The 24475-nt window shown below is 58.5% G+C and carries 21 protein-coding genes; 11 read left to right on the top strand and 10 right to left on the bottom strand.

Annotated features, from left to right (window positions below; translation table 11 throughout):
• Positions 1 to 125 precede the first annotated feature (125 nt).
• The gene (locus tag B8783_RS06435) at positions 126 to 2858 is read left to right on the top strand and encodes a M1 family metallopeptidase (RefSeq protein WP_084419245.1); all 2733 of its coding nucleotides are present in this window, start codon (positions 126 to 128) and stop codon (positions 2856 to 2858) included.
• Here the strand turns inward: B8783_RS06435 and B8783_RS06430 are convergent.
• On the bottom strand, positions 2807 to 4027 hold the full coding sequence (locus B8783_RS06430) for a CaiB/BaiF CoA transferase family protein (protein ID WP_084419243.1): 1221 nt from the start codon (positions 4025 to 4027) through the stop codon (positions 2807 to 2809). The two genes, B8783_RS06435 and B8783_RS06430, sit on opposite strands and share 52 nt — an antisense overlap.
• A 113-nt stretch (positions 4028 to 4140) precedes the next feature.
• On the opposite strand from B8783_RS06430, the gene B8783_RS06425 reads away from it, so the two are divergent.
• Complete coding sequence (locus B8783_RS06425) at positions 4141 to 5310, top strand: DUF2336 domain-containing protein (protein ID WP_084419241.1); 1170 nt, start codon at positions 4141 to 4143, stop codon at positions 5308 to 5310.
• Here the strand turns inward: B8783_RS06425 and B8783_RS06420 are convergent.
• Positions 5307 to 5993, bottom strand: a complete 687-nt coding sequence (locus B8783_RS06420) for an EAL domain-containing protein (RefSeq protein WP_084419238.1) — start codon at positions 5991 to 5993, stop codon at positions 5307 to 5309. The genes B8783_RS06425 and B8783_RS06420 overlap by 4 nt on opposite strands.
• Before the next feature lie 118 nt (positions 5994 to 6111).
• Between B8783_RS06420 and B8783_RS06415 the strand changes: the two genes are divergently transcribed.
• Entirely contained in the window at positions 6112 to 6924 is an 813-nt protein-coding gene (locus B8783_RS06415; protein WP_084419236.1) for an NUDIX hydrolase, read from the top strand.
• Here B8783_RS06415 and B8783_RS06410 read toward each other — a convergent pair whose 3' ends face one another.
• The 7 genes from B8783_RS06410 to B8783_RS06380 form a co-directional block, all read right to left on the bottom strand.
• Entirely contained in the window at positions 6925 to 8187 is a 1263-nt protein-coding gene (locus tag B8783_RS06410; protein ID WP_084419234.1) for an amidohydrolase family protein, read from the bottom strand.
• The gene (locus B8783_RS06405; protein ID WP_084419232.1) at positions 8184 to 9620 is read right to left on the bottom strand and encodes an amidohydrolase; all 1437 of its coding nucleotides are present in this window, start codon (positions 9618 to 9620) and stop codon (positions 8184 to 8186) included. The genes B8783_RS06410 and B8783_RS06405 overlap by 4 nt, the downstream gene beginning before the upstream one ends.
• Before the next feature lie 93 nt (positions 9621 to 9713).
• The gene (locus B8783_RS06400; RefSeq protein WP_084419230.1) at positions 9714 to 10886 is read right to left on the bottom strand and encodes a GNAT family N-acetyltransferase; all 1173 of its coding nucleotides are present in this window, start codon (positions 10884 to 10886) and stop codon (positions 9714 to 9716) included.
• A 1-nt stretch (position 10887) separates the two neighbouring features.
• Positions 10888 to 11805, bottom strand: a complete 918-nt coding sequence (locus tag B8783_RS06395) for a hypothetical protein (protein ID WP_084419228.1) — start codon at positions 11803 to 11805, stop codon at positions 10888 to 10890.
• A 113-nt stretch (positions 11806 to 11918) separates the two neighbouring features.
• Complete coding sequence (parE, locus tag B8783_RS06390) at positions 11919 to 13922, bottom strand: DNA topoisomerase IV subunit B (RefSeq protein WP_084419226.1); 2004 nt, start codon at positions 13920 to 13922, stop codon at positions 11919 to 11921.
• 120 nt (positions 13923 to 14042) lie between these two features.
• Complete coding sequence (locus B8783_RS06385; protein ID WP_084419224.1) at positions 14043 to 14699, bottom strand: uracil-DNA glycosylase; 657 nt, start codon at positions 14697 to 14699, stop codon at positions 14043 to 14045.
• On the bottom strand, positions 14692 to 15267 hold the full coding sequence (locus B8783_RS06380; RefSeq protein WP_084421946.1) for a LabA-like NYN domain-containing protein: 576 nt from the start codon (positions 15265 to 15267) through the stop codon (positions 14692 to 14694). The genes B8783_RS06385 and B8783_RS06380 overlap by 8 nt, the downstream gene beginning before the upstream one ends.
• Before the next feature lie 133 nt (positions 15268 to 15400).
• Here B8783_RS06380 and rpoZ point away from each other — a divergent pair, with 133 nt between their 5' ends.
• The 7 genes from rpoZ to recO are packed head-to-tail and all read left to right on the top strand — an operon-like array spanning position 15401 to position 21441.
• Positions 15401 to 15751 carry a DNA-directed RNA polymerase subunit omega gene (gene rpoZ, locus B8783_RS06375; RefSeq protein ID WP_084421944.1) on the top strand — a complete coding sequence of 117 codons (351 nt, stop codon included), beginning with the start codon at positions 15401 to 15403 and terminating at the stop codon, positions 15749 to 15751.
• A gap of 7 nt (positions 15752 to 15758) precedes the next feature.
• Positions 15759 to 18002 carry a RelA/SpoT family protein gene (locus tag B8783_RS06370; protein ID WP_233355695.1) on the top strand — a complete coding sequence of 748 codons (2244 nt, stop codon included), beginning with the start codon at positions 15759 to 15761 and terminating at the stop codon, positions 18000 to 18002.
• Entirely contained in the window at positions 17999 to 18580 is a 582-nt protein-coding gene (pyrE, locus tag B8783_RS06365; protein WP_084419222.1) for an orotate phosphoribosyltransferase, read from the top strand. Before B8783_RS06370 ends, pyrE begins: the two co-directional genes overlap by 4 nt.
• 12 nt (positions 18581 to 18592) lie before the next feature.
• On the top strand, positions 18593 to 19006 hold the full coding sequence (acpS, locus tag B8783_RS06360) for a holo-ACP synthase (RefSeq protein WP_084419220.1): 414 nt from the start codon (positions 18593 to 18595) through the stop codon (positions 19004 to 19006).
• Positions 19003 to 19773 (top strand): ribonuclease III, encoded by a 771-nt coding sequence (gene rnc / locus B8783_RS06355; protein WP_084419218.1) that lies wholly within the window; start codon positions 19003 to 19005, stop codon positions 19771 to 19773. The genes acpS and rnc overlap by 4 nt, the downstream gene beginning before the upstream one ends.
• Positions 19763 to 20710: a GTPase Era gene (gene era / locus B8783_RS06350; RefSeq protein ID WP_084419216.1), complete on the top strand. Its 948-nt coding sequence runs from the start codon at positions 19763 to 19765 to the stop codon at positions 20708 to 20710. Before rnc ends, era begins: the two co-directional genes overlap by 11 nt.
• The gene (recO, locus tag B8783_RS06345; protein WP_084419214.1) at positions 20710 to 21441 is read left to right on the top strand and encodes a DNA repair protein RecO; all 732 of its coding nucleotides are present in this window, start codon (positions 20710 to 20712) and stop codon (positions 21439 to 21441) included. The genes era and recO overlap by 1 nt, the downstream gene beginning before the upstream one ends.
• Here the strand turns inward: recO and B8783_RS06340 are convergent.
• Complete coding sequence (locus B8783_RS06340) at positions 21438 to 22136, bottom strand: extensin-like domain-containing protein (RefSeq protein WP_084419212.1); 699 nt, start codon at positions 22134 to 22136, stop codon at positions 21438 to 21440. The two genes, recO and B8783_RS06340, sit on opposite strands and share 4 nt — an antisense overlap.
• Before the next feature lie 87 nt (positions 22137 to 22223).
• Here B8783_RS06340 and parC point away from each other — a divergent pair, with 87 nt between their 5' ends.
• Positions 22224 to 24458 carry a DNA topoisomerase IV subunit A gene (gene parC, locus B8783_RS06335; protein ID WP_139792269.1) on the top strand — a complete coding sequence of 745 codons (2235 nt, stop codon included), beginning with the start codon at positions 22224 to 22226 and terminating at the stop codon, positions 24456 to 24458.
• Positions 24459 to 24475 lie beyond the last annotated feature (17 nt).

Here is a 24475-nt window from a genome sequence, read left to right as displayed (position 1 = left end):
ATTCTGCGGCGATGCCATGATGAGCTGACGCTTGCGCACATCTAACCACGTTCCGCCGCAGCCGAGGGGGTGACGCCGCGTACGGCATACCTGTATTCCTTAAAACCTGTTCAGGAGTGCGTCGAATGTTACGATTGAGTGCGATGGCCATGTGCCTGCTGTTTATGATCACGGCATGCGGCCCGACGCCTCAAACGCGCGAGCTGGATTTGCCCGAGCTATACGAGGCCGCGCCGCGTGGACCGCTTCCGGAAGGCGTACGCCCAACTTACTACAAGCTAGATCTGACCCTCGATCCAGCCCAGACACGGTTCAATGGGCGCGTCACGATGGATGTCGAGTTTGACCGTCCGGCAACCGGGTTCTGGCTGCACGGGCAGGGCCTTCAGATACGCGACGTACGCGTGTCTTCAGGAACGCTGGAGAACGCCGAAGCAAGCTGGCGAGACGTTCTCGGATCGGGTGTCGCCTGGATAGGCTTTCCGCGCCGCGTCTCTCCGGGTGTCTCGCGGATAGAGATTTCCTACGCAGCACCATTCGACGAAAACCTGTCCGGTCTGTTCCGCGTGGAAGAGCAGGGCAACGCCTATGCGCTTGCCAAGTCCGAAAGCATTCAGGCCCGCCGGTTCATGCCCGGTTTCGACGAACCGCGCTTTAAGACCCCTTACGACATCGTGCTGACGGTGCCGCAGACAGATGTGGCCATCTCGAACACGCCCATCGTCAGCCGGGAATTGATCGAAGGCGATGATATGGCGCGCGTCACGTTCAAGCGGACCCGGCCTTTGCCGACCTATCTACTGTCGCTTGCTGTCGGAAACTTCGATCAGGTCAATGGACCGGCAATGGCGCCCAACGAGGTTCGCGACGTGGAGATACCGCTGACCGGTTACACACGCGCAGGCAAGGGCGATGAAATCTCCTACGCGCTCATGATGACTGAGCCGATGATCGCGTACTTTGAGCGCCAGTTGGGCATTCCATACCCTTATCAGAAGCTGGATATTATCGCCGCGCCTCAATGGCCAAGCGGAGCGACGGAACTGGCGGCGGCCATCACCTATCGCGAAAGCCGCATTCTCTATGGGCCGACCTCTGGCCCGGCAGCGCGCCGATCGCTTCTCGGTATTCACAGTCACGAGATCGCCCATATGTGGTTTGGGGATCTGGTCACGCCGCCCTGGTGGGATGATCTCTGGCTGAAGGAGGCTTTTGCTAGCTGGGCGACCGGAATTGTTCTCAATGAGCTGGAGCCGGACGGGGGATATGAGCTTGAAGCCGTCAGTGAGGCGGTCAGCGCTATGGGGCTGGACAGTCTTGAAAGTGCCCGCGCCGTCCGGGAGCCGATCACGTTGAACGAAGATATCCGGAACGCCTACGATTCGATTACCTATGACAAAGGGCTCGCCGTCATTGCGATGGTTGATTCCTACTTTGGCGCAGAAACGTTCAGGCCAGCGCTCGGCCGATATGTCGCGAGCTTTGAAGACTCGGTCGCCGACAGCGGCGATTTCTTTGAAATTATCGCACGCGAAACCAAGGAGCCCGACCTGACAAAGGCGTTTCGTAGCTTTGTCGAGCAGAACGGTCTGCCGACGCTTGAAACTGAACTTCAATGCAAGGACGGGCAGACGCCGCAAGTTAAGCTGAAGCAAAGTCGCTACAAGCCACTCGGCAGCCCGATCAGCGAAACCAGAAAGTGGACAATCCCTTTCTGTCTCGCCGCTGAGCAGGAAGGCGGGCGTGAGCGCCATTGCATGATGATTGATAGCGAAAGCGCAACAATGAAGCTGGCTGGTGAGGAAACCTGTCCGGCCTGGATCATGCCAAATGCAGGCGGGCGCGGATATTGGCGTTTCACGATGAGCGATGCTCAGTGGGCGCTCCTGGCGGTGAACATGCAAGCGCTGGAGCCAGCTGAAGCCCTGACCGCCATCGACAGTGCGCGTGCGAGCTTTGAAGCGGGGCAGCTGTCGCTTTCATCGCTGATGGCCATCATCAATGCGGGTTCGCAGAGGTCTGAACAGCAAGTACTGAACGAGGCGATATCTGCCTATGCGAGCCTGCATCCGCTCCTGACCGGTAACCCCGAAGCCCTGGAGGGATACCAGGCGGAACTCAATCGTATTTTCATGCCGCTTTTCGCGGCGGTGGAAGACCCGCAAACCGAACGGGATACGCTGATGAAGGGGCGTCTGGAGTCCTTCCTTGGGCGTGTCGGCAATAACGCGGCCATTCGCGAAGAACTTGGCCGCGCGGCAAACTCCTATGTCGGATTGCCTGTGCGCGGAGATGTGCGCCAGCTGACCAGTGACGATTTCAGCACGGCCCTCGCCATCGGCATGCAGGATGGCGGCAAACCGTTTCTCGAGGCACTGGTGTCGTCTCTGGATGACGTCGATGACCCGACCTTCAATCTGGCAGCCGCCTACGCCATTGGCGAAAACAAGGACCCGGCGCTTCTGCCGGATATCCTCGATCTGGCAATGTCGGGTACGCTCGGGACGCGCGAAACCTACTCTGTCATATCCGGTCAAATGCGCGAGCATGAGACGCGCCCGCAGACCTGGGCGTGGCTGCGAACGAACTTCCCAGCCTTTATCAAACTGATTCCCGGACAGCGGCCGCGATCTACGCCGCGTCTGGCGTCACGCCTTTGCTATCCGGGCGCCGTGGACGAGATGGAAACCCTGTTCGAGACGTATGGCGACCTCGCGCCCGGCTATGAACGCGCGCTCGCAGAGGCCCGCGAGAATATCGGCCTCTGCGTCGCGTTCAGAAACGAGAAGGAAGCCGAACTGGTGAACTATTTCTCGCGTTTGGCCCCATCTGAGACGACTCCGGACTCCAGCAACTGAGCAACATCCTCAGCGCTGCGCCCAAGCGACAGCAAAACCTCTTCGCTATGCTCGCCAAAACGTGGTGCAGGGCCTTTTGGGCCGTCATCTGCGCCCGGAAAACGCACCGGGGAGGCGGGTGAGCGAAAGGTTGAGCCATCGCCGGCAGAGGACGGCACATCGACAACACCGCCGGCCGCCAGGACCTGCGGGTCTTGTGACGCTTCGGCCAGAGTCTGCACAGGCGACCAGGCAATTGAGTGCTCGTCCAGCTTCGCGGCAGCTTCCTCGCGTGTCAGCTTGCCAAAACCTTCATCGAGAACATCGACGCAGGCGACAGAATTGGCGCGGCGGGCCTTGGCGCGATTGAATCGCTCATCATCGATCAGGTCTTCCCGGCCAATGACCCGGCAGATTGGCGCCCAGTCTGACTCGCCCTGTCGCGCGACGATGCATAGCCAGTGATCATCGCTCGTCTTGAAGAAGTTCATGATTGGCACGGTCTGTTCATGGCGCTGCTTGGTGGAGCCGAGACGACCGAAGAAGAGCTGGATTGCGAAGTCCGACCCCATGGTGAAAAGCGCGGTGCGGAGCAATGAAGCTTCGACGAGCCGACCCTTTCCGGTGCGACCGGCTTCGACTAGTGCGGCGCAGATACCTGCCGCGGCAGCGATGCTGGTCGTATGGTCACCAAACGCCGTGCGGCACGGGAAGGGTTCGCTCCCTTTTGGAATGGTCGCGCGCGCCACACCGGAGCGGGCCCAGAAACTGGCGATATCGAAGCCGGGCTTGTCGGCGTCCGGGCCATCGAGGCCGTAGCCAGTCAGGCTGCAGTAAACGAGTTTCGGATTGGCGCTTTTGAGGCCGTCATAGTCGAGACCCGATCTGGCCAGGCCGCCGGGGCGGACATTGGTGAGGAACACGTCTGCGGTCTCTGCGAGCTCGCGCAGAAGGGCGCGGCCTTCGTCCGTGGTCGTATCGATCGCGATCGACTTCTTGCCGCGATTATCGAAATCGAAGACCGGGTTGTCCTGAATGTCGGTCCCGATAGTGCGGAAAAACTTGCGGATCGGGTCGCCGCCGGGAGGCTCGACCTTGATAACCTCAGCGCCCCAGTCGCTCAGAATGCTGCCGGCTCCCGGGGCTGCCATGTAGGTTGCATATTCAATGACGCGTAGTCCTTCGAGCATTTTTGCTCCTCCCGTTTTGTTTCGGCCGCACCTGACGGATTGGTAAACCGGAAATTAACCGGCATTATGCAGTTTGACCTAACTGATTCCGGGCTCAAGGGAAGGCGTACCAGATGGCGATTGCAAGCATGCGACCGCAGCTGTCTCAGCAGGACATAGAACGGCTCATGAAAGGTGAGACGGTCGACGAACGTGCTGGCATTGCGCATCGCCTTTGCCGGCGTATCGCGACGGATCCGCTGACAGATGCTGAAAGAACCAATGCGGAAGAGATTATTCGCATCCTTGCGGCGGATGCGGCCGACCTTATTCGCCGGACGCTTGCCATTGCGCTGAGAAATTCTCCGCGGCTTCCGCGTGAAGTGGCGCTGAAACTGGCGCGGGACATTGAATCTGTTGCGCTGCCGGTGCTCGAGCACTCACCCTCCCTGACCGATCAGGACCTGCTTGACCTTGTGCTGGCCGTAAACGGCGCCAAGCAGACGGCAATCGCAAAGCGCGAGCATGTCTCGCCTGAGCTTTGCGACGTTATCGCAGATCATGCCACATCCGACGCGGTGTCGGCTCTGGCCAAGAATAATGGGGCTCGGTGGACCGACCGCGCATTCGACCGGACCGTTCAGCGGTTTGGAGACGATGATACGGTGAAGGATGCCCTCATCGCACGTGAACATATTCCCGTTCACGTGGCTGAAAAGCTTGTCTCGCTGGTTTCAGGGCAAGCCTTCGACATGCTGGTGAACCGTCATGAGCTACCAGCCCAACTCGCGATTGATCTCGCGTCCGGCGCGCGTGAGCGGGCGACGGTTGATCTGGTCGAGCAGGCTGACCGCAGCCAGGATATGGGCCATTTTGTTCATCAGCTGGATCTCAATGGGCGGCTGACAAATTCACTGATCATGCGTGCACTCTGCCTTGGGCAGATGAAATTCGTCGAATATGCGCTGGCCGAGCTTGCCGGTCTGACGCACGGCAAGGCCTGGCTGTTGATCCATGATGCCGGCCCACGCGGGCTCGCCTCGATATTCGACCGTGCAGGTATGCCGCGGAAGCTGCTGCCAGCGTTCAAGGCGGCCGTGAACGTCTTTCACGAGACCGAGATTGATGGCGGGCCGAATGACAAGGCGCGGTTCCGGATGCGGATGATCGAACGGGTGCTGACCCAGTTTCAGGCCATCCCGAAAGGCGATCTCGATTACCTGCTCGAAAAGCTCGATATCTATTCCGAGCAGGCCGCCGCAATGGAAGCCGGCACAGCGCCTAAGGAAAGCAAGGCTGGCTAGGCGTCGACTTTTGGCGCACGCGCCAATTCAATGCCGACAGCCGATAGCTTTTCACCGTCGCGATAGCGGGCGTTCTCAGCGATAACCCCCATGCCACAGGCTGACGCCGCCTCGATCCGGTTGAGCAGGTCGCTTTCAACCCAGATCTTGTTGGCATCAATTCGTACGCAATCGAGCAGCAAGCGCATGTCTGTATCCATCGGCGTGCACCATGAACGGGTGGCGTTGACCGATACCCGGAAGCCGCGCTGGCGCAGCGCCTGAATGGACCGCATCACCTCGGCTTTTGACTGATACAGGGTGGCGTCTTCGACCTCGATGCAAATTTCTTGTGGGCAGAGCTTGCTGCGGGCTGCTGCGGCTTCACACGCCATCGGCGTATCTGGATGCATCATGGCCGATATCGGGGCCGAGATGATGATCGGGCGAGCGCTTGTCTGACTGTCCACCGCCATCATGGCGGACGTTTCAACATGGTGAGCAAGCCAGATTGCCGGGCTGATACGGCTGATAAACTGATTATTCCCGCCGAAAGAGACGCGGTCGTCAAACGCACGGGGTGTCTCTGCGACAAGGTTGACTATCTCTCCAGTCAGGAGATGAACTACCGGCGAAAGCCGAATTTCGTCGACGTCCTGAATCAGTGACGTTGGATTTGCGGCTCTGGCCCGTACTTGTTGCATGCAGCACCCCTGCTTGTGATTGTCTTGCCGGTAACCATAAGAAAAGGCCGTTGAGATCACGCGGATTTCAACGGACAGATTTGCGGCAAATTTTCCGCATTTCAGGGAGAAAATATTTATGACGACTGCCGCGCCCGAACCCCGTCTATCTGCAACCGTGCTGCTTCTGAGAGATGCGCCTGACCTGCAAGTGCTGATGGTCAAACGCCACTACCAGATAGATTTTGCGGCTGGCGCGCTCGTCTTTCCGGGCGGCAAGACCAATGATGAAGATGAGTCGGACGTCTGGGACGAGCTCAGCGATGGGGACTATACGGGCAAGGAAAGAACTGCACGTGTCGCGGCCATCCGTGAAGCTTTTGAGGAATCAGGGCTGATTCTGGCGCGGCCGAAAAGTGCTCGCGGCAAGGACCAGCCTCTGGTCGGTGCCGATGTCGCCACACATGTCTCGCCGCACCGGGCCGCTGTTGATCGGCGTGAGAAGAGCTTTGTCGAGCTGGTCCGCGAAAATGATCTTGTGCTCGCGCTCGATACGCTGGTTCACTTTGGGCACTGGATCACCCCTGACATGATGCCAAAGCGCTTCGACACGCATTTCTACCTCGCGCCGACGCCGCCGCAGCAACTAGCGACCCATGATGGGCGCGAGACGACAGACGCGGTCTGGTTGTCACCGAAACTGGCGCTTGAGATGGAAGCGGCGGGACAAGCCACGATCATCTTCCCCACCAAGATGAATCTTGGAAAGCTGGGGGAAGAGGAAAGCGTGCCGACCGCCATCAACCGTTTTGCCGGGGAGCGGGTCGTCACTGTGCTGCCAATTGTTGGAAAAGACGAAGATGGCAATCCGTGCCTGCACATCCCGGCCGAAGCCGGGTATGTTCAGACCATTGAGCCATTGGAGAATGTTGCCAATGTCGCGAAACGCTGATCAGCGCCTGTAGGCCAGCGGCTTTTCGCTTTCGTCGAGATCCAGATATCTGTCGCGCAGCTTTGTCTGCCGGCTCTCCATCGTCTGTTCTTCACCATCGATGAAAACGCGCGTCGGCGCGCTCATGACCTCTAGCGGGTCGCCGTCCCAGATCACGAGATCGCCTGCACTGCCGGTGGTCAGAGAGCCGTAGCCATCGAGGCCGAAAATTTCGGCTGGCGCGGACGTGATGGCCCGCATGGCGTCTTCAAAATCAACGCCGCTGCCAACGGCATTGCCGGCGCTTTGAAGCGTCAGGCGCGCCTGATGGCTGGCATCGTCTGAATAATAGAACGCTGTCTTTACGCCTGCTTCGATAAGGCGCCGCGCGTTTTTCTGGGTGGCCCCGAGATTTTCAAAGCGGCTTGGAAGATTATCGAATGGGTCGATGATGACGGGGATATCAGCGGCAGCCAGTTCGTCTGCGACCATCCAGCCTTCCTGAGCGCCAACGAGAGCGATTTTCAGGTTTGGATACTGTTCGGTCAGGGCAATAACTTGGCGGATGTCGCTCGCACGGCTGACGCCGATCAGAATCAGTTGTTGGCCACGCGCTGCCGCGCTGAACGCCTGCGCATCGATGCGGTTGAGCGCATCCCCGTCAGAGCTTGTGATGTAACGGGCAGGGTAGGTCCGCGCATCTCCGAGTGCAGCGCGCAGTTTCGCCCATGCCGCCGGCCTCGAGCCGCCTGAGACCCCAGCCCCGGCTTCGCCGAGATTGATGTAGGTGAACGCTTTGGATTTCGTGATGGAATCAGGGGTGCCGGACGTATCGGCGACAAGGCCTTGGCCACCAATCAGCGAGGAGCTGATGCCCGGAGCAACGACGATGCGTGTGACACCTTCAAGCCGGGTCATATCTATCATCGCCGCCGATGGATTGAACGCATCGGACATGTCGAGCGCCGCGCTATAGGGCGATGCAGGCGCGACTGTGTCGTTGGTGGAGTCTTCCGCGCCAACTTCGACGATGCCCGCCTGAGTAAAGCTGGCGATGATGCCGGGGGTCACCCAGGCGCCCTCTGCATCTATGGCCTCAACGCCGTCCGGAAGCGCGCCATCATCCCAGGCGACGACCTTGCCGTCCCTGATCACGATAGTTGCATCTTCAGTCAGTTTTGAGCCGTCCCAGAGCTTGGCATTTTCAATGGCGATATCCTGCGCGATTGCGCCAAGAACGAGTGCGGACGCCGCAGTGGCGAGGATCGTGAACTTGCCGATCATTTGATGTCTCCTTCACCAGGCTGGCCGAGCTCGAAATCGGTAACAGGTGTTTTCTGAGGCCGGTCTGCGTCGAACATCAATGCGCCATCAATGTAGACCTTCTCGGCATTGGCGTAGACGCTGAACGGATCAGCCGACCAGACGACAACATCTGCATCCTTGCCGGGCTCGAGCGAGCCAGTCTGGTCGAAAATACCAAGTGACTTTGCAGGGTTAGACGACAGCCAGGTCCAGGCATCAGCTTTTGAAATATCGATGCCGACCCTCCGGCCATCCGCCAGCGCTTTTGCGGCTTCCTGATTTAGCCGCTGTATGCCGACATCGCTGTCAGAGTGAACAATGGCGCAGGCGCCTGCATTGTGAACCATGGGAATGTTCTCGCGGATGCCGTCATAGGCTTCCATCTTGAAGCCATACCAGTCGGCCCACATGGACGAGCAGATGTTCTCCTCGGCCAGCTTGTCCGCGATTTTGTAGCTTTCGACGGCATGGTGGAAGGACGCGACCTTGTAGCCAAATTCCTTCGACATATCGATGACCTGCGCCATCTCGTCGGCGCGGTAGCAGTGCATATGGACGAGGATATCGCCGTCGAGGACGCCTTTCAGCGTATCGAGTTCGAGGTCACGGGCAGGGGCAGCCTCATCGCTGTCCGGGTCCCAGTCATCCCACTTTTTCTTGTAGTCCGCCGCCTTGATCCAGGAGTTGCGGTACCCGGCCATATTGCCCATGCGCGAATAAGGCGCGCCGCCGGGAAAGCCGCCATTGCCATAGCCGTAGACGCGCTTTGGATTCTCGCCGCACGCCATTTTCAGCGTGTAAGGCGCATCGGGAAACTTCATGCCCTGAACGGTTCTGGAAAGCACATTCTTCACCGTTACACCGCGTCCGCCGAAGAGGTTGGCTGAGCCAGGCAGGATTTGCAGTGACGTGATGCCGCCCGCCAGCGCGCGCGTGAAGCCCGGATCCTGTGGCCAGACTCCGTGCTCAGCCCAGACTTCTGCTGTAACAGGACCTGACGCTTCATTTCCATCGCCATGCGCGCTCACGCCGGGCGATGGGTACACGCCGAGATGGGAATGGTTGTCGATAATGCCGGGCGTTACGAATTTTCCGCTCGCGTCCACGACCTCGACGTCGTCGTCCACCTCTAGACCTTCGCCGATTTCGGCAATTTCTCCGCCCTTCAGCAGGACGTCGTAATTCTGGTACTCGTTACCGATCCCGTCGAAGACCGTGGCGCCTTGAAGAAGCACCGTTTCAGACGGGTAGGGCTTGTAAGTCGAGGGGTAGGGGTTCTTGTTGAACGCTTCGGAGGTTTCAGACTTTGCGGTCTTGGTCGTTTCCGTAGGTTCAGTCTCTTTGCCGTTGTCGCAGGCACTTAGTGACACGGCGATTGCGGCACCGGCCATGAGTTTGATCGCGTGCTTCATACGAGCCCCTTCATCACTGCAATTCGGAGCTATTGTGTACGGTTTGATGCGCGTTGCAATCCGCAGACGACAATTTCCATTGCGCCGTGTGGCCTAGCGCCGCTTCCTGAGCACAGAGCGGGCCAGAACGGCATAACCGAATTCCCTTACGCGCGGCGCAAAGCCGAGTTCGCTGACGGCAATATGATCAAGTCGGCGCTTGAGGCGGCCGACTGTGCTGAGCTCATTCGAGCCACTGAGGACCGACCAGATTTTCTGGCCAATGCGATGGCGTCGGCCCCGCATGCCGGGGGATGTGGCGAATACTTCGAAAGATGGCCTGGAGGCATTCGCAAAGTATTTTTTGTAATGGTCATGACCGTTGGCGAGGTCATACACGTCCAGCCCCATCTCGGAAAAACTCTTGAGTGCGCGCATGATCAGCAGGTTGCCCGCCGAATAGTGGCCATAGATTGGGTTGAAAGCGGCGAGCCATGGATGGAAGGCGCCGCCCACGCGAATGCCGAAATGCCCGCTGATCAGTTTATCGCCGATCCACAAGGTCGTCGCGAATCCGTGTGAACTGTTGGCAACACATTCCAGGATTTGGCACGCATCCGTGCTGTCGATCAGATTGACGAGGCCGGTTTCTCGAAACTGTTGCCGCTTCCAGTCGTACAGCTGGTCTAGTGTCGCCCGGTCGGGAGTGCCCCATTGAAAGCGTGTTTCGCCGACTTCGCGCTCGATCTGGTTCAGAAGCCGCCGAAAATTCTTGAACCGTTTGGCGTGGTCTGAACGACGGCTCTCGACATATTCCTCAGACGACAATTCGCCGGGTCTGATGACGTGACTGTCGGTGGCGGTTTGATCTGCCTTATGGGTCTTATTGGACGGTGCGAGCGCTCCCCACGGATCGACCATGCTGTTGGCCAGATATGCCGGAATCCCGGCCATATCGAGCATCTCATCGAGCGACATGGCGCAGTCTCGGTCGACAATAGGGCCGCAATAGTCAGAGAATGGCGCCCCGAGCGGACGGGCAAATCCATCCGGCCTTATATGGGCCGCCAGCACACCCACCAGCTGCTCCCCTCGTGAATAAAGTGCGACACGGACATCATCCCGCACGCCTGCCACCAGTTCTGCGAACTCGGGTTGAAACAAGGCGCTGTCATAGTCGGGATGTTGGGCGCAAAGGGATTTCCATTGCGCCTTCTCTGCGTCGTCGAGCTCATCTGCCCGTACAACGCGGACCGTTGTCGATAAGGGGGGAGGGGACAGCGCCATTCTAGGAAAGATGCTGCGCCGGCCGAGTACAGGTTTCGCTGTCCAGGTCGAGTTCGAAACTGGCAGGCGTCGGGGCGGTCGGTTCGCGTTGTGGTTCGAGCTTTTTAAGAACGCGCGCCAGAGCTGCCTTGCCGATCGTCCCGGCGGTCAGCGAATTGGGCCGGCTCGGCTTGGCGCCGAAGCCGCGTCTCAAGCGACCATTGGTATAAAGGGCATTCGCCTTCAGCAAGGCGGGCATCGTCATGAATTCGCAAGAGAGCGAGACGTTCATGACGTCCGCATTCTGCACGCGGTGAGGGGCAGTTTGAGGCCAGGTGAGCGCCATGCCGGGCTTAAGTGTCAGCTGCCGGGCTGAGGCCTCGAAGCCGCTCTTGAAGGCGAGGCCTTCTTCCTGCTCGCGCAGAACAATTGCTTCGACACGCTCATCGGGCGCAAAATCGCGGGTCGGCGGGTAGAGCCAAATTGTCTTCTCGCCGCGAACCTGCAACAAGGCGACCAGCGGGATATCCAGATGATAGTGGACATGAATGCCGGGAGACGAAATCAGAACGCTCATATCGCGTTTCATGACTTTCCGTCCGGCAGCGTTCTGGAGCGAGTCGAATATTGCCTCACCCGTCTGGCTATAGGCCTCGACCAGTTGGTTGGTGGCGCGCAGATTGAGCCAGATCCGGCCGCGCTTGACGGCCCGCAATATCTCAGCGCCTGACAGGTCTCCGGCGATCCCGCGGACCGGGGCTTCCTCACCTTCGCTGTGATCGGCAAACGTCCAGACCCCAAGCCGTTCGCGTGGATAGGCGTCCAGAAGTGCGGCCAGCGCATCGTCACTGAATAGCGGCGACTGGTCGAGCGTGTGGGTCGCTTCGAGAATCTCATTCCCGAAGTCTTTTTTCGTCGTTTTAGGCCAATTAATCGTCATGCCTGTCCCGTCCTGTAACAGAACCTGTCCAAGAGCCGCCATTTAAGCGGATTAGGTCAAAATTCCCTTATCAGGCGAGCAAGATTTGGGCCAAGACGGCTATAAAGGGATAACTAGATGTCGAGTTCTTCAGCGAACTGCGCGTTATCCTGAATAAATTTGAACCGGTGCTCGGCTTTTTTGCCCATGAGCGTGTCGATCAGCTCCGCTGGCTTCATCTCTGTCAGCTCATCGAGAGAGTCTGGCAAGGTGATCCGTGCCAGCGTTCGCGAGCTCGGGTCCATCGTCGTTTCCTTGAGCTGCGATGGGTTCATCTCACCGAGGCCCTTGAAGCGGCCGATTTCGACCTTCTGGCTGGGTTTGAACTCCGATGCCATCAGCGCCGTTTTCTGCTCTTCATCCATAGCGTAGACGGACTTACCCTTATAGCTCAGTCGGAAGAGCGGCGGCATCGCCATGAATAGGCGGCCACTTTCGATAAGGCCTGGCGTCATCTGGTAGAAGAATGTGATCAGCAGGGCGGCAATATGCGCGCCATCGACGTCAGCATCGGTCATGATGATGATGCGCTCATAGCGCAAATCATCGAGGTTGAAGCCGGTCTTCAGGCCGGTTCCCAACGCCAGCATAAGGTCCGACAGTTCCTGGTTCTTTTCCAGCTTGTCGTCGGACGCAGAAGCGACGTTCAGAATTTTCCCGCGCAGTGGCAGGATGGCTTGTGTCTTGCGGTCCCGTGCCTGTTTGGCAGAGCCGCCAGCAGAGTCGCCTTCGACGATGAATAGCTCCGTGTCATGTCCATTGGAGGCGCAATCTGCGAGTTTGCCGGGGAGGCGAAGTCTCTTTGTTGCCGACTTGCGAGCGATGTCTTTGGCCTTGCGCCGCTTCGCACGTTCATCGGCGCGCTCCATCGCCCAATTCAGAAGCTTGTCGGCTTCCTTCGGGCTGCCGGCGAGCCAATGGTCGAAACGGTCGCGTACGGCATTTTCGACGAGGCGGAAGGCCGCCGTTGTCGACAGCTTGTCCTTGGTCTGACCAACAAATTCCGGTCCGCGAATAAAGACCGACAGGAGGATGCCCGCATAGGACATCACATCATCGGCGGTGATCGCTGTGGCCTTCTTCTGGCCGGTCAGCTCGCCATAATTACGCAAGCCCTTGGTGATGGCTGATCTGAGGCCTGCTTCATGCGTGCCGCCATCCGGGGTCGGGATGGTGTTACAATAGGATCGCGAGAAACCGTCCGCCTCACCGAAACCGGCGGCTGTCCAGGCTATGGCCCATTCGACCTTCCCGTCATCTGTTTCGACGAGACCAGAAAACGCCTCTGCCGTGATCGTGGCCTTACCCTTGAAGACTTCGTCCAATTGATCGGCGAGTCCATTTGGATAGGTCAGAACGGCTTCCGAAGGGACTTTGGAATCTTCAGGAAGGAGCGACGGGTCACAAGACCAGCGAAGTTCGACACCGCGATAGAGATAGGCTTTCGACCGCGCCATCTGAAACAGGCGCGCAGGCTTGAAACGCAGCTTTTCACCGAAGATCTCAAAGTCGGGCCGGAATCTCACGCTGGTGCCACGACGGTTCGGGGCGGCGCCTTTTTGCTCAACGGGGCCAACAACGGTGCCGCGCTCAAACGACTGAATGTAGAGTTTCTTGTCGCGGGCGACTTCGACATCAACGCGCTCTGAGAGGGCGTTGACCACTGATATACCGACGCCATGCAGGCCGCCGGCGGTTGCATAGGCTTTGTCTGAGAACTTGCCGCCCGAGTGCAGCGTCGTCATGATGACTTCAAGCGCCGACTTGTCAGGAAACTTTGGGTGCGGATCGACCGGAATGCCGCGGCCATTGTCCGTGACAGTCAGGAAGCCATCTGCGTCCAGCTTGACTTCGATACGGTTCGCATGGCCGGCAACAGCTTCGTCCATGGCATTATCCAGGACTTCGGCAAAGAGATGGTGATAGGCGCGTTCATCGGTGCCGCCGATATACATACCGGGGCGTTTGCGCACAGGCTCAAGGCCTTCGAGAACTTCGATATCCTTGGCGGAATAACCAGACGTGTCCGGCTTTTCCGGCGTCATATCGAACAATTGCGCCTGATTTGAAGTTGCCATAAGGACCCCCGTCTGAATCGACTCAGTTCGATGATACGTGTTGCATCGCCTTAAGGAAGGGTGCGAGCGCTGCTTAGCCGCTCTCAGCTGTGAAATACCCGGATATCAGAACCGGAAAGGCTAGCGACCGAGCAATTCTTTCGCGCGATTGAAGACGTCTTCGAACATCTCCGGTGTAAGACGGCGGGTGTTCGTATTGTAGCGCGAGCAGTGATAGCTCGAGAGCAGGATTTGCCCGCCAGGCAAGGCATATTCCGTCCCGTGGCCGAAGGGATGGTCTTTCACTTTCAGATCGAACGCCCGAAGCGTGGAATCGTGAGAAATCTTGCCGAGGCAAAGCAGAATTTTTGCAGTTGGAAGCGCTTCGATGCGGGAATTCAGGTAGTTCCTGCATTGATTGACTTCACTACCATTCGGTTTGTTCTTTGGTGGGACACATCGAACGGCGTTTGTGACCATCGCGCCTTTCAGCTCCAGCCCATCATCAGGCCGCGCCGCATAGGTGCCCTCGGCGAAGCCACATTTCAGCATCGTTTCGTAGAGAAGGTCTCCGGCCCAGTCGCCGGTGAACGGCCTGCCGGTTTTGTTCGCTCCTGTCACACCGGGGGCCAGACCAATGACCAGAAGCTCTGCCGCTTTATCACCGAAGGATGGGACCGCGCCGTTAAACCAGCCGGGGTGTTCCAGCCGGTTCTTTGAGCGATAGGCAACAAGTCTAGGGCAAAGATCGCAATTCAGCGGTGCTTCTGCTGGAAACTCGGTTTGAACTTCAGTCATGGTCAGTCTCCGCAAGGTGCTTTGAGGGTTCGCCCACTCGGCGTGGGCGCGATACGAGGTCGGCGAGGTCTTCAAGGTCTATGAAGACGTCCGCTTCGCGCCTCAGATCGTCGGATATGGTTGCTGATTGGCCTTTGACAGATGAAACCACGGTGACACGGCATCCTTCGGATTTCACCTTTTCCACCAGTCTTCGGAAATCGCCATCTCCGGCAAAGAATATGATGTGGTCCACATGGGCGGCCGTCTCGAGCATATCGACAGCGATCTCGACGCTCATACTCGAGCGGACGCGGCGCTTGCCTTCGCGGTCTGTGAATTCGCGGGCCGGTTTCTTGATGACGTTGTAGCCATTATAGCTCAGCCAATCGACGAGCGGGCGAAGCGGGCTGTAGTCATCATCTTCCAGGATCGCGGTGTAGTAGTTCGCCCGCAGGAGCCGCCCCTTGCTTCGAAACTCGGTGAGAAGCTTGCGAAAATCCACCTCCATGTCGAGAGCTTTGGACGTCGCAAAAAGGCTCGCGCCATCGATGAAGAGGGCCAGCCTCTCATCCTTGTAAAATGCCATGTCAAAATACCAGAAATAAAAAAGAATATTGAATAAGCATGTAATGCTAGGCGGCGACTGCAATCAGATCAAGGCGCGGGTTGTGTTCGGCTGCTGCAGCGCATATAAAAATCGGCTACAGGAGATTTCCCACATGGCACGAGTAACCGTTGAAGACTGCATTGAGCAGATCCCCAACCGTTTTGAACTTATCCTCATCGCTGCCCAGCGCGCCCGCATGATCCGTGAAGGGTCGCCGCTGACCGTCGATCGGGACAATGATAAGGACCCAGTTGTTTCGCTGCGCGAGATCGCTGAGCGTTCTGTCAGCCTCGATGTGGTTCGTGAAGGCCTGATCGCCAATCTTCAGGAAGTTCGCCCAGGCGAAGAAGACGAGCGCGAAGCCGATCGCGTGGCACTCGAAGCCGCACCGGCGGCTAGCGAAGAAGATGTCATGCGCGCCTATCAGGCCGAGCTTGAATCGGGCCGCGACGACAGGTTCTAGATCCAATATGACAAGCGCGACCGTAACGTCATCTGACCGGTCGCCCGCGAATATGGAGCGGCGCGAGTCTGGCACTCGCGCCGCAATTCCTTCTCGCGAGGACCTTATTGAAGCTGTCCGTGCCTATCATCCGGAAGCCGACGCTGCGCGGCTCGGTGACGCCTATGACTTCGCCAAGGAAAAGCATGGCGAACAACTCCGTAAATCCGGAGACCCATATTATTCGCACCCCGTTCAGGTCGCGATGCTGCTCGCTTTTATACAACTCGACCAGTGTACCATCATGGCAGGCCTGCTGCATGATACGGTTGAGGATTGCGACGTTGCGCTTGAAGAAATTGAAAGAAGGTTTGGCGTAGATGTTGGCGAGCTTGTCGACGGTGTAACCAAACTCGGCCAGCTTCAATACAAGTCTGAAAAGTCAAAACAGGCCGAGAACTTCCAGAAGTTCATTCTGGCGACGGTGCAGGACATTCGCGTTCTGCTGGTAAAACTGGCTGACCGGCTTCACAATATGCGCACGCTTCACTTCATTCCGAAGGAAGAGTCGCGCCTTCGCATCGCCCGTGAAACCATGGACATCTACGCGCCGCTGGCCCGGCGAGTTGGCTTGTATCAGGTCGCGTCCGAGCTGGAAGACCTTGCCTTCCATCACATCAACCCAGCCGCGCGCGATAGCATTATCGACAAACTGGAAGAGCTGACGTCCGAGAACGCCAATGACCTTGAGCGCATAAGATTTGCGATCAAACAGATCGTCGCCGAAAATGGTATTGAGGCCCGGGTCAAAGGACGCCGCAAGCAGCCTTATTCGATCTGGCGAAAGCTGGAACGCAAGTCCATCTCGTTCAGGGATGTGGCCGATATCTTTGCCTTCCGGGTCATCGTTGGATCGGTGCAGGAGTGTTATCAGCTCCTCGGCGCCTTCCACACGGTCTGGGCGTGCCTGCCAGACCGGTTCCGGGACTTCATCTCCGTGCCCAAGCCCAACGGCTATGCCTCGCTTCATACGACCGTACGGGCGTCGGGCAATCGACTTGTTGAGCTGCAAATCCGGACAGAGGCGATGGACCGAACGGCCGAGCATGGCGTCGCGGCCCACTGGACCTATAAGAACAGTGAGTATGGGTTTGATTTGGAGTCGTCCAAAGCCGCAGGCCTTGACCCGGGCGCCAACCTTCGCGCGTTCGGCGAATTGCTCGCAGACGGCGCTGAGCCAGATGAGTTTCTCGAACACGCCAAGCTCGAAATGTATCGTGAGAACGTCTTCGTTTTCACGCCCAAGGGACGCCTCATCATTCTGCCGGGCGGGGCGATGCCGCTGGATTTTGCCTATGCCGTTCACACGGCAGTTGGCGACACGTGCGACGGCGTCAAGATCAACGGCGTCGTCAGAACGCTTCGGACCCAGCTCAAGAATGGGGACGTTGTAGAAATCCTCAGGCGTCCGGAATCGCGTCCCGTCGTCGGTTGGGAAGCGCTGACCGTGACGGGTAGGGCGCGCTCGGCCATCCGCCGTCTGATCCGCGACCGTGAGCAGATCGAATTTGTGAAACTTGGCCGGACCCTGATCGACCGCGATCTGAGACGAGCTGGTATCGACCCGATCGAAATCGACATGCCCCGCATTGCGCGTCGTGCAGATTTTGAGTCTTCTGAAGAGCTTGCTGAAGCGATCGGTCGTGGGCGGTACGAAACAGCGGATTTTATCCGGACAGCCTTTCCGGGACATGAGCCGGCGCAGTCCGATCCTCAGCAACGCATGCTGATCGACGACAATCATGCCAGCCGAATGATTGCGGGGGCTGATCTGACGCCCGGCGTCACATTGCACCTTGGCGAATGCTGTCACCCGATACCGGGAGACCGGATCATTGGCTTGCGTGAGCCGGAAAAAGGCCTCGTGATCCATACGATTTTCTGCCAGCGGGTTGTCGACTTTGAAGATCGTCCGGACCTCTGGGTCGATCTTCGCTGGAATGATGTTTCAAAACAGGGTGTTGTCGCTGTCGGCCGTATTGGTGTCCGCGCGGTGAACAAACGCGGCGTTATGGCCACGCAAGCCTCCGCCGTGGCGCAGGCAGGCGGCAACATCACGCGTGTTGAGACAGGCGAGCGGTCAGCGGACTTTCTTCAGCTTATCTTCGATATAGAGGTTGAGGACTTGCGCCACCTGGAGCAGATAAAGGCCGCATTGCGCGCGCTCGCAGTTGTCGAGAGCGTCGAACGGATCGAGGAGGTAGTGAATTGACCAATGAAGATGTGCTCGAGTGCTTTCGTGAAGCAGGCGCCCTTCTTGAAGGTCATTTCATTCTCTCATCCGGCAGGCGTAGCCCGGTTTTCCTTCAAAAGGCGTTAGTCTTCTCTCAGCCTGAACTCGCCGCCCGTCTCTGCAACGCGCTCGCAGAGCGGGTCCGGGAGAAGTTCGGCAAGATTGACGTTGTCGCCGGTCCCGCTGTTGGCGGTATCATTCCTGGATACGAGCTTGCGCGCCAGCTTGGTTGCCGCTCCATTTTTGCTGAGCGGGTTGAAGGCGAGCTTCAGTTTCGGCGGGGGTTCTCCATCGCCGAAGGGGAGCGGATCCTGATCGCCGAAGACATCGTCACAACGGGCCTGTCGTTCCGGGAAACAGTCGTCGCGCTTTCGAAGCTGCCGGGCGAGGTTGTCGGCGGTTCCTGCGTCATCGATCGCTCGAATGGCAAGGCGGATGTTGGATGCGAACTGGTGGCGCTCGCGCAGGTCGATTTCCCCGATTACGCCCCGGACGAGCTTCCAGATGAGCTGAAAGACGTGCCTGCTGTGAAACCCGGCAGCCGCGGGCTCGCCTGAGAGGCGGAATTTATGATCATCGGAATGGGAAATGATCTCTGCAATATCGAGCGCATTACGCGGTCGATTGAGCGGTTCGGGGATCGTTTCAAAAATCGCTGCTTCACGGATGTTGAGATTGCACTGGCCGAACGGCGCAAACTGTCGGCCGAAACCTATGCCAAGCGGTTTGCTGCCAAGGAGGCCTGCGCCAAGGCGCTCGGCACCGGCGTTCCTCGGCGCGGCGTGCACTGGAAGCATATGGGCGTCGTCAACCTGCCAACCGGTAAGCCGACCATGGCCCTGACAGGCGGCGCAGCGGAGCGTCTGAAACAGATGTTGCCAGACGGACATGAAGCGCTCATTCACCTCACCATCACAGATGATCATCCATGGGCCTCTGCTGTTGTCATCATTGAGGCTGTGCCATTAGAAGCAGCGTCATGAAACCGGCCCGTCCCAAACGTACCCGCCTTCGTGCCTCTGGCCGCACGGTGAAGCGCAAACGCCCTGAATTGTCGGCGGATGACCGCGACCGGCTGGAAAAGAAGCTCGGTTACGCGTTCAAGAATGTTGAATGGCTACACCGCGCCCTGACGCATCCAAGCCTGATCGACAATTATGATGGCGACGCGCAATTCTCGAACCAGCGCCTGGAGTTCCTTGGCGACCGTGTGCTCGGTCTTGTCATGGCAGAGCTGTTGATCTCGAAATTCCCGGCCGAACGGGAAGGGTATCTCACGCGCATCTTCCATCAGCTGGTTAGCGGTGAGGCTTGCGCAGATGTCGGCGAAGCCATCGGTCTGCGTCCGTTTATCTTCCTTGATGCCTCGATGGATAAGAACAAGCGCGGCAGCTATGACAAGAGTGTCGCCGATGCGGTGGAAGCTATCATCGCCGCGGTCTACCGCGATGGTGGGCTGGAGGCCGCGCGCGCTTTCATCAGCCGTCACTGGATCATGGAGCTTGTGGAGCGCGAGGTTTCCCAGCAGAACCCGAAAACGCGGCTCAGCGACTGGTGCGGTGCGAACAAGGCGCCTTACGCGTCCTATGATATAGTTGACCGATCAGGCCCCGATCATGAGCCGATCTTTACGGTGCGCGCCAGTGTTGAAGGTCATGGGGAGGCCATCGACAAGGGGCGCTCCAGACAGGAAGCAGAAATGGCCGCCGCTGACCGCCTATTGAGAGATCTATTACGCAATGAACGCTGAAGACATCAAACACGCCGGCTTTGTTGCCATTATCGGTGCCCCGAATGCTGGCAAGTCGACGCTGACAAACGCCATGGTCGGCGCGAAGGTCGCGATTGTGACCCACAAGGTGCAGACAACGCGGTTTCCGGTGCGCGGCGTCACCCATCACGGCGATGCCCAATTGGTGATCGTCGACACGCCAGGAATTTTCGGCGCTAAGAAGCGCCTCGATCGGGCCATGGTCAAATCGGCTTGGTCCGGGGCAGACGATGCCGATGCTGTCGTGCACCTGATAGATGCCGCGGCCTGGATTGCTGAAACCAAGGGAAAGTCCGCACCTGCGCAGATCAAATCAGTTGAGGATGACCGCAAGGTGATCGAGACGCTGGTGAAGACCGGGCGCAAGGTCATTCTGGCCCTGAACAAGATCGATCTCTTCCCGCACGAAGATGTGCTGCCGCTCATCGCCGAATTTAATGAGAGCGGCGCGTACTCCGACATCTTCATGATCTCGGCCGCGAACGGCGACGGGGTTAAAGCGCTCATGGCGCATCTCGCGTCCCGCATGCCTGAGGGCGAGGCGATGTTCCCGCCCGATCAGTCCGCCGACATTCCAATGCGACTGCTGGCTGCGGAGATCACGCGCGAAAAGCTGATGCTGCGCCTGCATGAAGAGCTACCCTACCAGCTGACGGTCGAGACCGAGTCCTGGGAAGACTTCAAGAATGGTGATGTGAAGATCCAGCAGATCGTCATTGTCGGGCGCGAGTCCCACAAATCCATGGTGCTCGGCAAGAATGGCCAGACGATCAAATGGGTCAGCAAGGCGGCGCGCGAAGAGCTCAGCGAGTTGCTGGATACGCGCGTCCATCTCTTTCTCTTCGTCAAGGTTGATGAAAAGTGGCAGGAACGCCGCGAGAGCTATTCCAATCTGGGGCTGGAGTTCGATCTCTGATGCAATGGCGCGATGAGGGCCTTGTCCTCGGCGGGCGAAAATTCGGTGAAAGTGGACTTATTCTCGACGTCCTGACGCGTGAGCGGGGGCGCCGGTCCGGCCTTGTCTATGGCGGTGCATCCCGCAAGAAACGCGCACAATATGAGCCGGGCAATTCGGTAGACCTGTCCTGGTCTGGCCGACTTGAAGAACAGCTTGGACGCTTTGATGTCGCCGAGAGCTCCAAACAGCGCGCCGCGCGCCTGATTGACCTACCGCTTGCCCTCAACGCCGTAGCCTCGATCTGTGCTCTGCTGCGCGGCGCCATCAATGAGGGCGATCATGCGGGCTCTTACATGTTTGAAGCGACCGAGATGCTGCTCGACAGTCTCGACGATACAGCGGTCTGGCCCGCCCTTTATGTCCGCTGGGAACTGGGCCTGTTATCGGCGCTCGGCTTTGGTCTTGATCTCGAAGCGTGCGCTATAAGCGGCGAGAATGATGGTCTGACCCATGTGTCGCCGCGCACCGGTCGCGCCGTTAAAGGCTCGGTCGCAGAAGACTATGTTAGCCGCCTGTTTCCGCTGCCGCGCTTTCTTATCGATCCTATGGCCCCGGCGACGGAAGTCGACATCGCAAACGGCTTGACGCTCACCGGCTATTTCATTGAGCGCCGGCTGTTCAATACAATGAACCGTGACCTGCCAGAGCCGCGTCGCCGTCTCGTCGCAAAGCTGGGCGCGAGGCCCTAGCGGCAGATGCTGGAATTGCCCATGTCGAAATGAAAATGGTCGGCGTGGGCCACATTATAGTCCGGGCTAAGCACCACGGAAAAAAGCTGGCATGCCCCATCGCGGACCGCTTTCAAAAATTCGCCGCGCTCACTGTCTTCTCGCCAATGCTGTCGCACATCAATTTCACGACCGTCTTCGAGGCGAAAGCCCTTGATGTCGATAGCATTCGCCCGGCCATGTTCGCTGAGGCGGTTGGACCCAGCAATATTCCGGCATGAGAAGCTGCCATAGCTCAGCACTTCAACGACGGGCGAGCCGAGGATATCTTCAGCGGCCACCGAGACGATTTCCCTCTCCCATATGTAGACAGCTGCCGCTTGCGCGCATGTCATCCGAAGCGGCGCAACTGAGTAGGGATAGGTTGAGCGATCAAGCACCAGCGCGCCATCGATTGGACAACGCTCAGTGCCTGCGCCGTCATCGAGCCGCGTGTAGGCGATGTCTGCGCGGTCGAGCCGGGAATAGCATAGCGCGCGGTCAGCTTTCAGCCGCGAAAGCTTGAACGAGGTGGCGATACCGATCGGGTCATTGAGACTTATCGGGCGCAAGGGGTTGTGCTGGGTCGGCACGAACGCGTTGAAGGCGATGATCGCCAGCAGCATTGCCGCGATAACACCCAGCTGCTTGATTGTGCGCTCTACGGTGCTGATCATTCCTTACCCGGCCTGTCCTTTCTGGTACGCTTCTTTTTAGACGCCTGATTCCCGTCTGGGCGATCAAACATCCTGGGGAGAGCCGACATGTCCGACCTTCTGGACCATGAAGATGGCAATATCATCAACGAGCCGCTGAGCGAGGCGCTGACCAAGCGTTATCTCGCCTATGCCTTGTCGACGATCACGTCCCGCGCGCTCCCTGATGTACGCGACGGGCTAAAGCCGGTGCAGCGCCGCATTCTGTACGGCATGCGCGAACTTAAGCTCGATCCTGATTCCGGCTACCGTAAATGTGCAAAGATTGTCGGTGACGTGATGGGTAACTTCCACCCGCACGGCGACAGCGCGATCTATGACACGCTTGTGCGTCTGGCGCAGAGCTTCTCGGTTCGCTATCCGCTCGTCGACGGGCAGGGCAATTTCGGCAATATCGACGGGGATAATGCCGCCGCCTATCGTTACACCGAAGCGCGGATGACCGAAGCGGCGAAATTGCTGCTCGAAGGCCTCAATGAGGATGCGGTCGACTTCAAGGACAACTATTCAGAGACTGACCGTGAGCCCGTGGTGCTGCCGGCCGGCTATCCGAACCTGCTTGCCAATGGCGCAACGGGCATTGCCGTCGGCATGGCAACCTCCATTCCGCCGCACAATGTTGCTGAAGTTATCGACGCCGCGCTTCTGCTGATTGACGACCGTGACACGCCGATCACGGAAATCATGAACGTGATGCCGGGGCCTGACTTCCCGACAGGCGGCGTGATCGTCGAGCCCCGTAGCGCCATCCGCGACGCCTATGAAACTGGCCGCGGTGGCTTCCGCATGCGTGCGCGCTGGGAGGTCGAGGACCTTGGGCGCGGAACCTGGCAGATCGTCGTCACGGAGATCCCGTATCAGGTCCAGAAATCCCGCCTCATCGAGAAACTGGCCGAACTGATCGAGACAAAGAAGGCGCCCCTCTTGAGCGATGTGCGCGATGAAAGCGCCGAGGACATCAGGGTCATTCTTGAGCCGCGTGCCAAGACGGTTGAGCCTGAAGTCCTGATGGAGAGCCTGTTCAAACTGTGCGATCTGGAATCGCGCTTCTCGATGAACATGAACGTTCTTCACAAGGGGGCGCCGCGCGTGATGGGCGTGCGAGACGTTCTGCTGGCCTATCTTGAGCATCGCCGCGAAGTTGTTGTTCGCCGGGCTGCGTTCCGTCTCGACAAGATCGAGAAGCGGCTGCACCTGCTCGATGGCTATCTCATTGCCTACCTCAACATTGATGAGGTGATCCGGATCATCCGCGAAGAGGATGAACCGAAGCAGGAGTTGATGAGCCGGTTTGGCCTGACGGATATTCAGGCCGAAGCCGTCCTCAACCTTCGCCTGCGCGCTTTGCGCAAGCTCGAAGAGATGGAAATCAAGCGCGAGCACGAGGCGCTAATCGCTGAGCGCGACGACATTCAGTCCCTGCTCAACTCATCGAAGCGGCAGTGGACGCGTGTCGGCAAAGAGCTGAAAGAGGCGCGCAAAACGTTCGACCCATCGACCGAGCTTGGCCGTCGTCGTTCGACGTTTGAAGATGCGCCGGAGATTGACCTGACGGCAGCGCTTGAAGCGTCTACGCCGAAAGAACCTGTCACTGTCGTTCTGTCTTCAATGGGCTGGATCCGGGGCATGAAGGGCCATGGGCTGGATCTGGAGTCCGCGAAGTTCAAGGAAGGCGACAGCCTCTATCTGAGCGAAGAAGTCTACACGACGGACAAGATCATTCTCCTGTCGGGAGATGGCCGGTCCTTCACGCTTGGCTGCGACAAGCTGCCGGGCGGGCGCGGGCATGGTGAACCGATCCGTCTGTCGATCGATCTGGAAGACAGTGTCGACATCGTATCGATGTTCAAGCTCGAGCCGGATCGCAAGCGTCTGGTCGCTTCAGACGCCGGCTACGGCTTCATCGTCGCTGAGCGTGACCTGGAATCAAACCGGAAGGCGGGCAAGTCTTCGGTCAACACAGCCGGTGGCCTGTTGACTGTTTGCACACCCGTCGCGGGCGACCATATCGCGGTGATCGGCACCAATCGGAAACTGCTCATCTTCCCGCTGGACGAGTTGCCAGAAATGTCTCGCGGCAAGGGCAACAAGCTGCAGAACTATCGTGGCAAAGAAAAGCTGGCGGATGCGATGACGTTTGACCGTGAGGATGGCCTTGTCGTGACGGATGCTGCGGGCCGCTCAAGGGCCTTCCCTGAGTGGACCGAGTGGATGGGCAAACGCGCCCAGGCCGGTCGGCTCGCTCCGAGAGGCTTCCCGAAGTCCGGCAAGTTTAGCGGATAGCTTGCCTGCGGCGGCAG

Source organism: Henriciella litoralis (genome assembly GCF_002088935.1).
Lineage (GTDB): Bacteria > Pseudomonadota > Alphaproteobacteria > Caulobacterales > Hyphomonadaceae > Henriciella > Henriciella litoralis.
The sequence above is the reverse complement of the archived record's forward strand: the minus strand, read 5'-3'. Positions and strand labels throughout refer to the sequence as shown.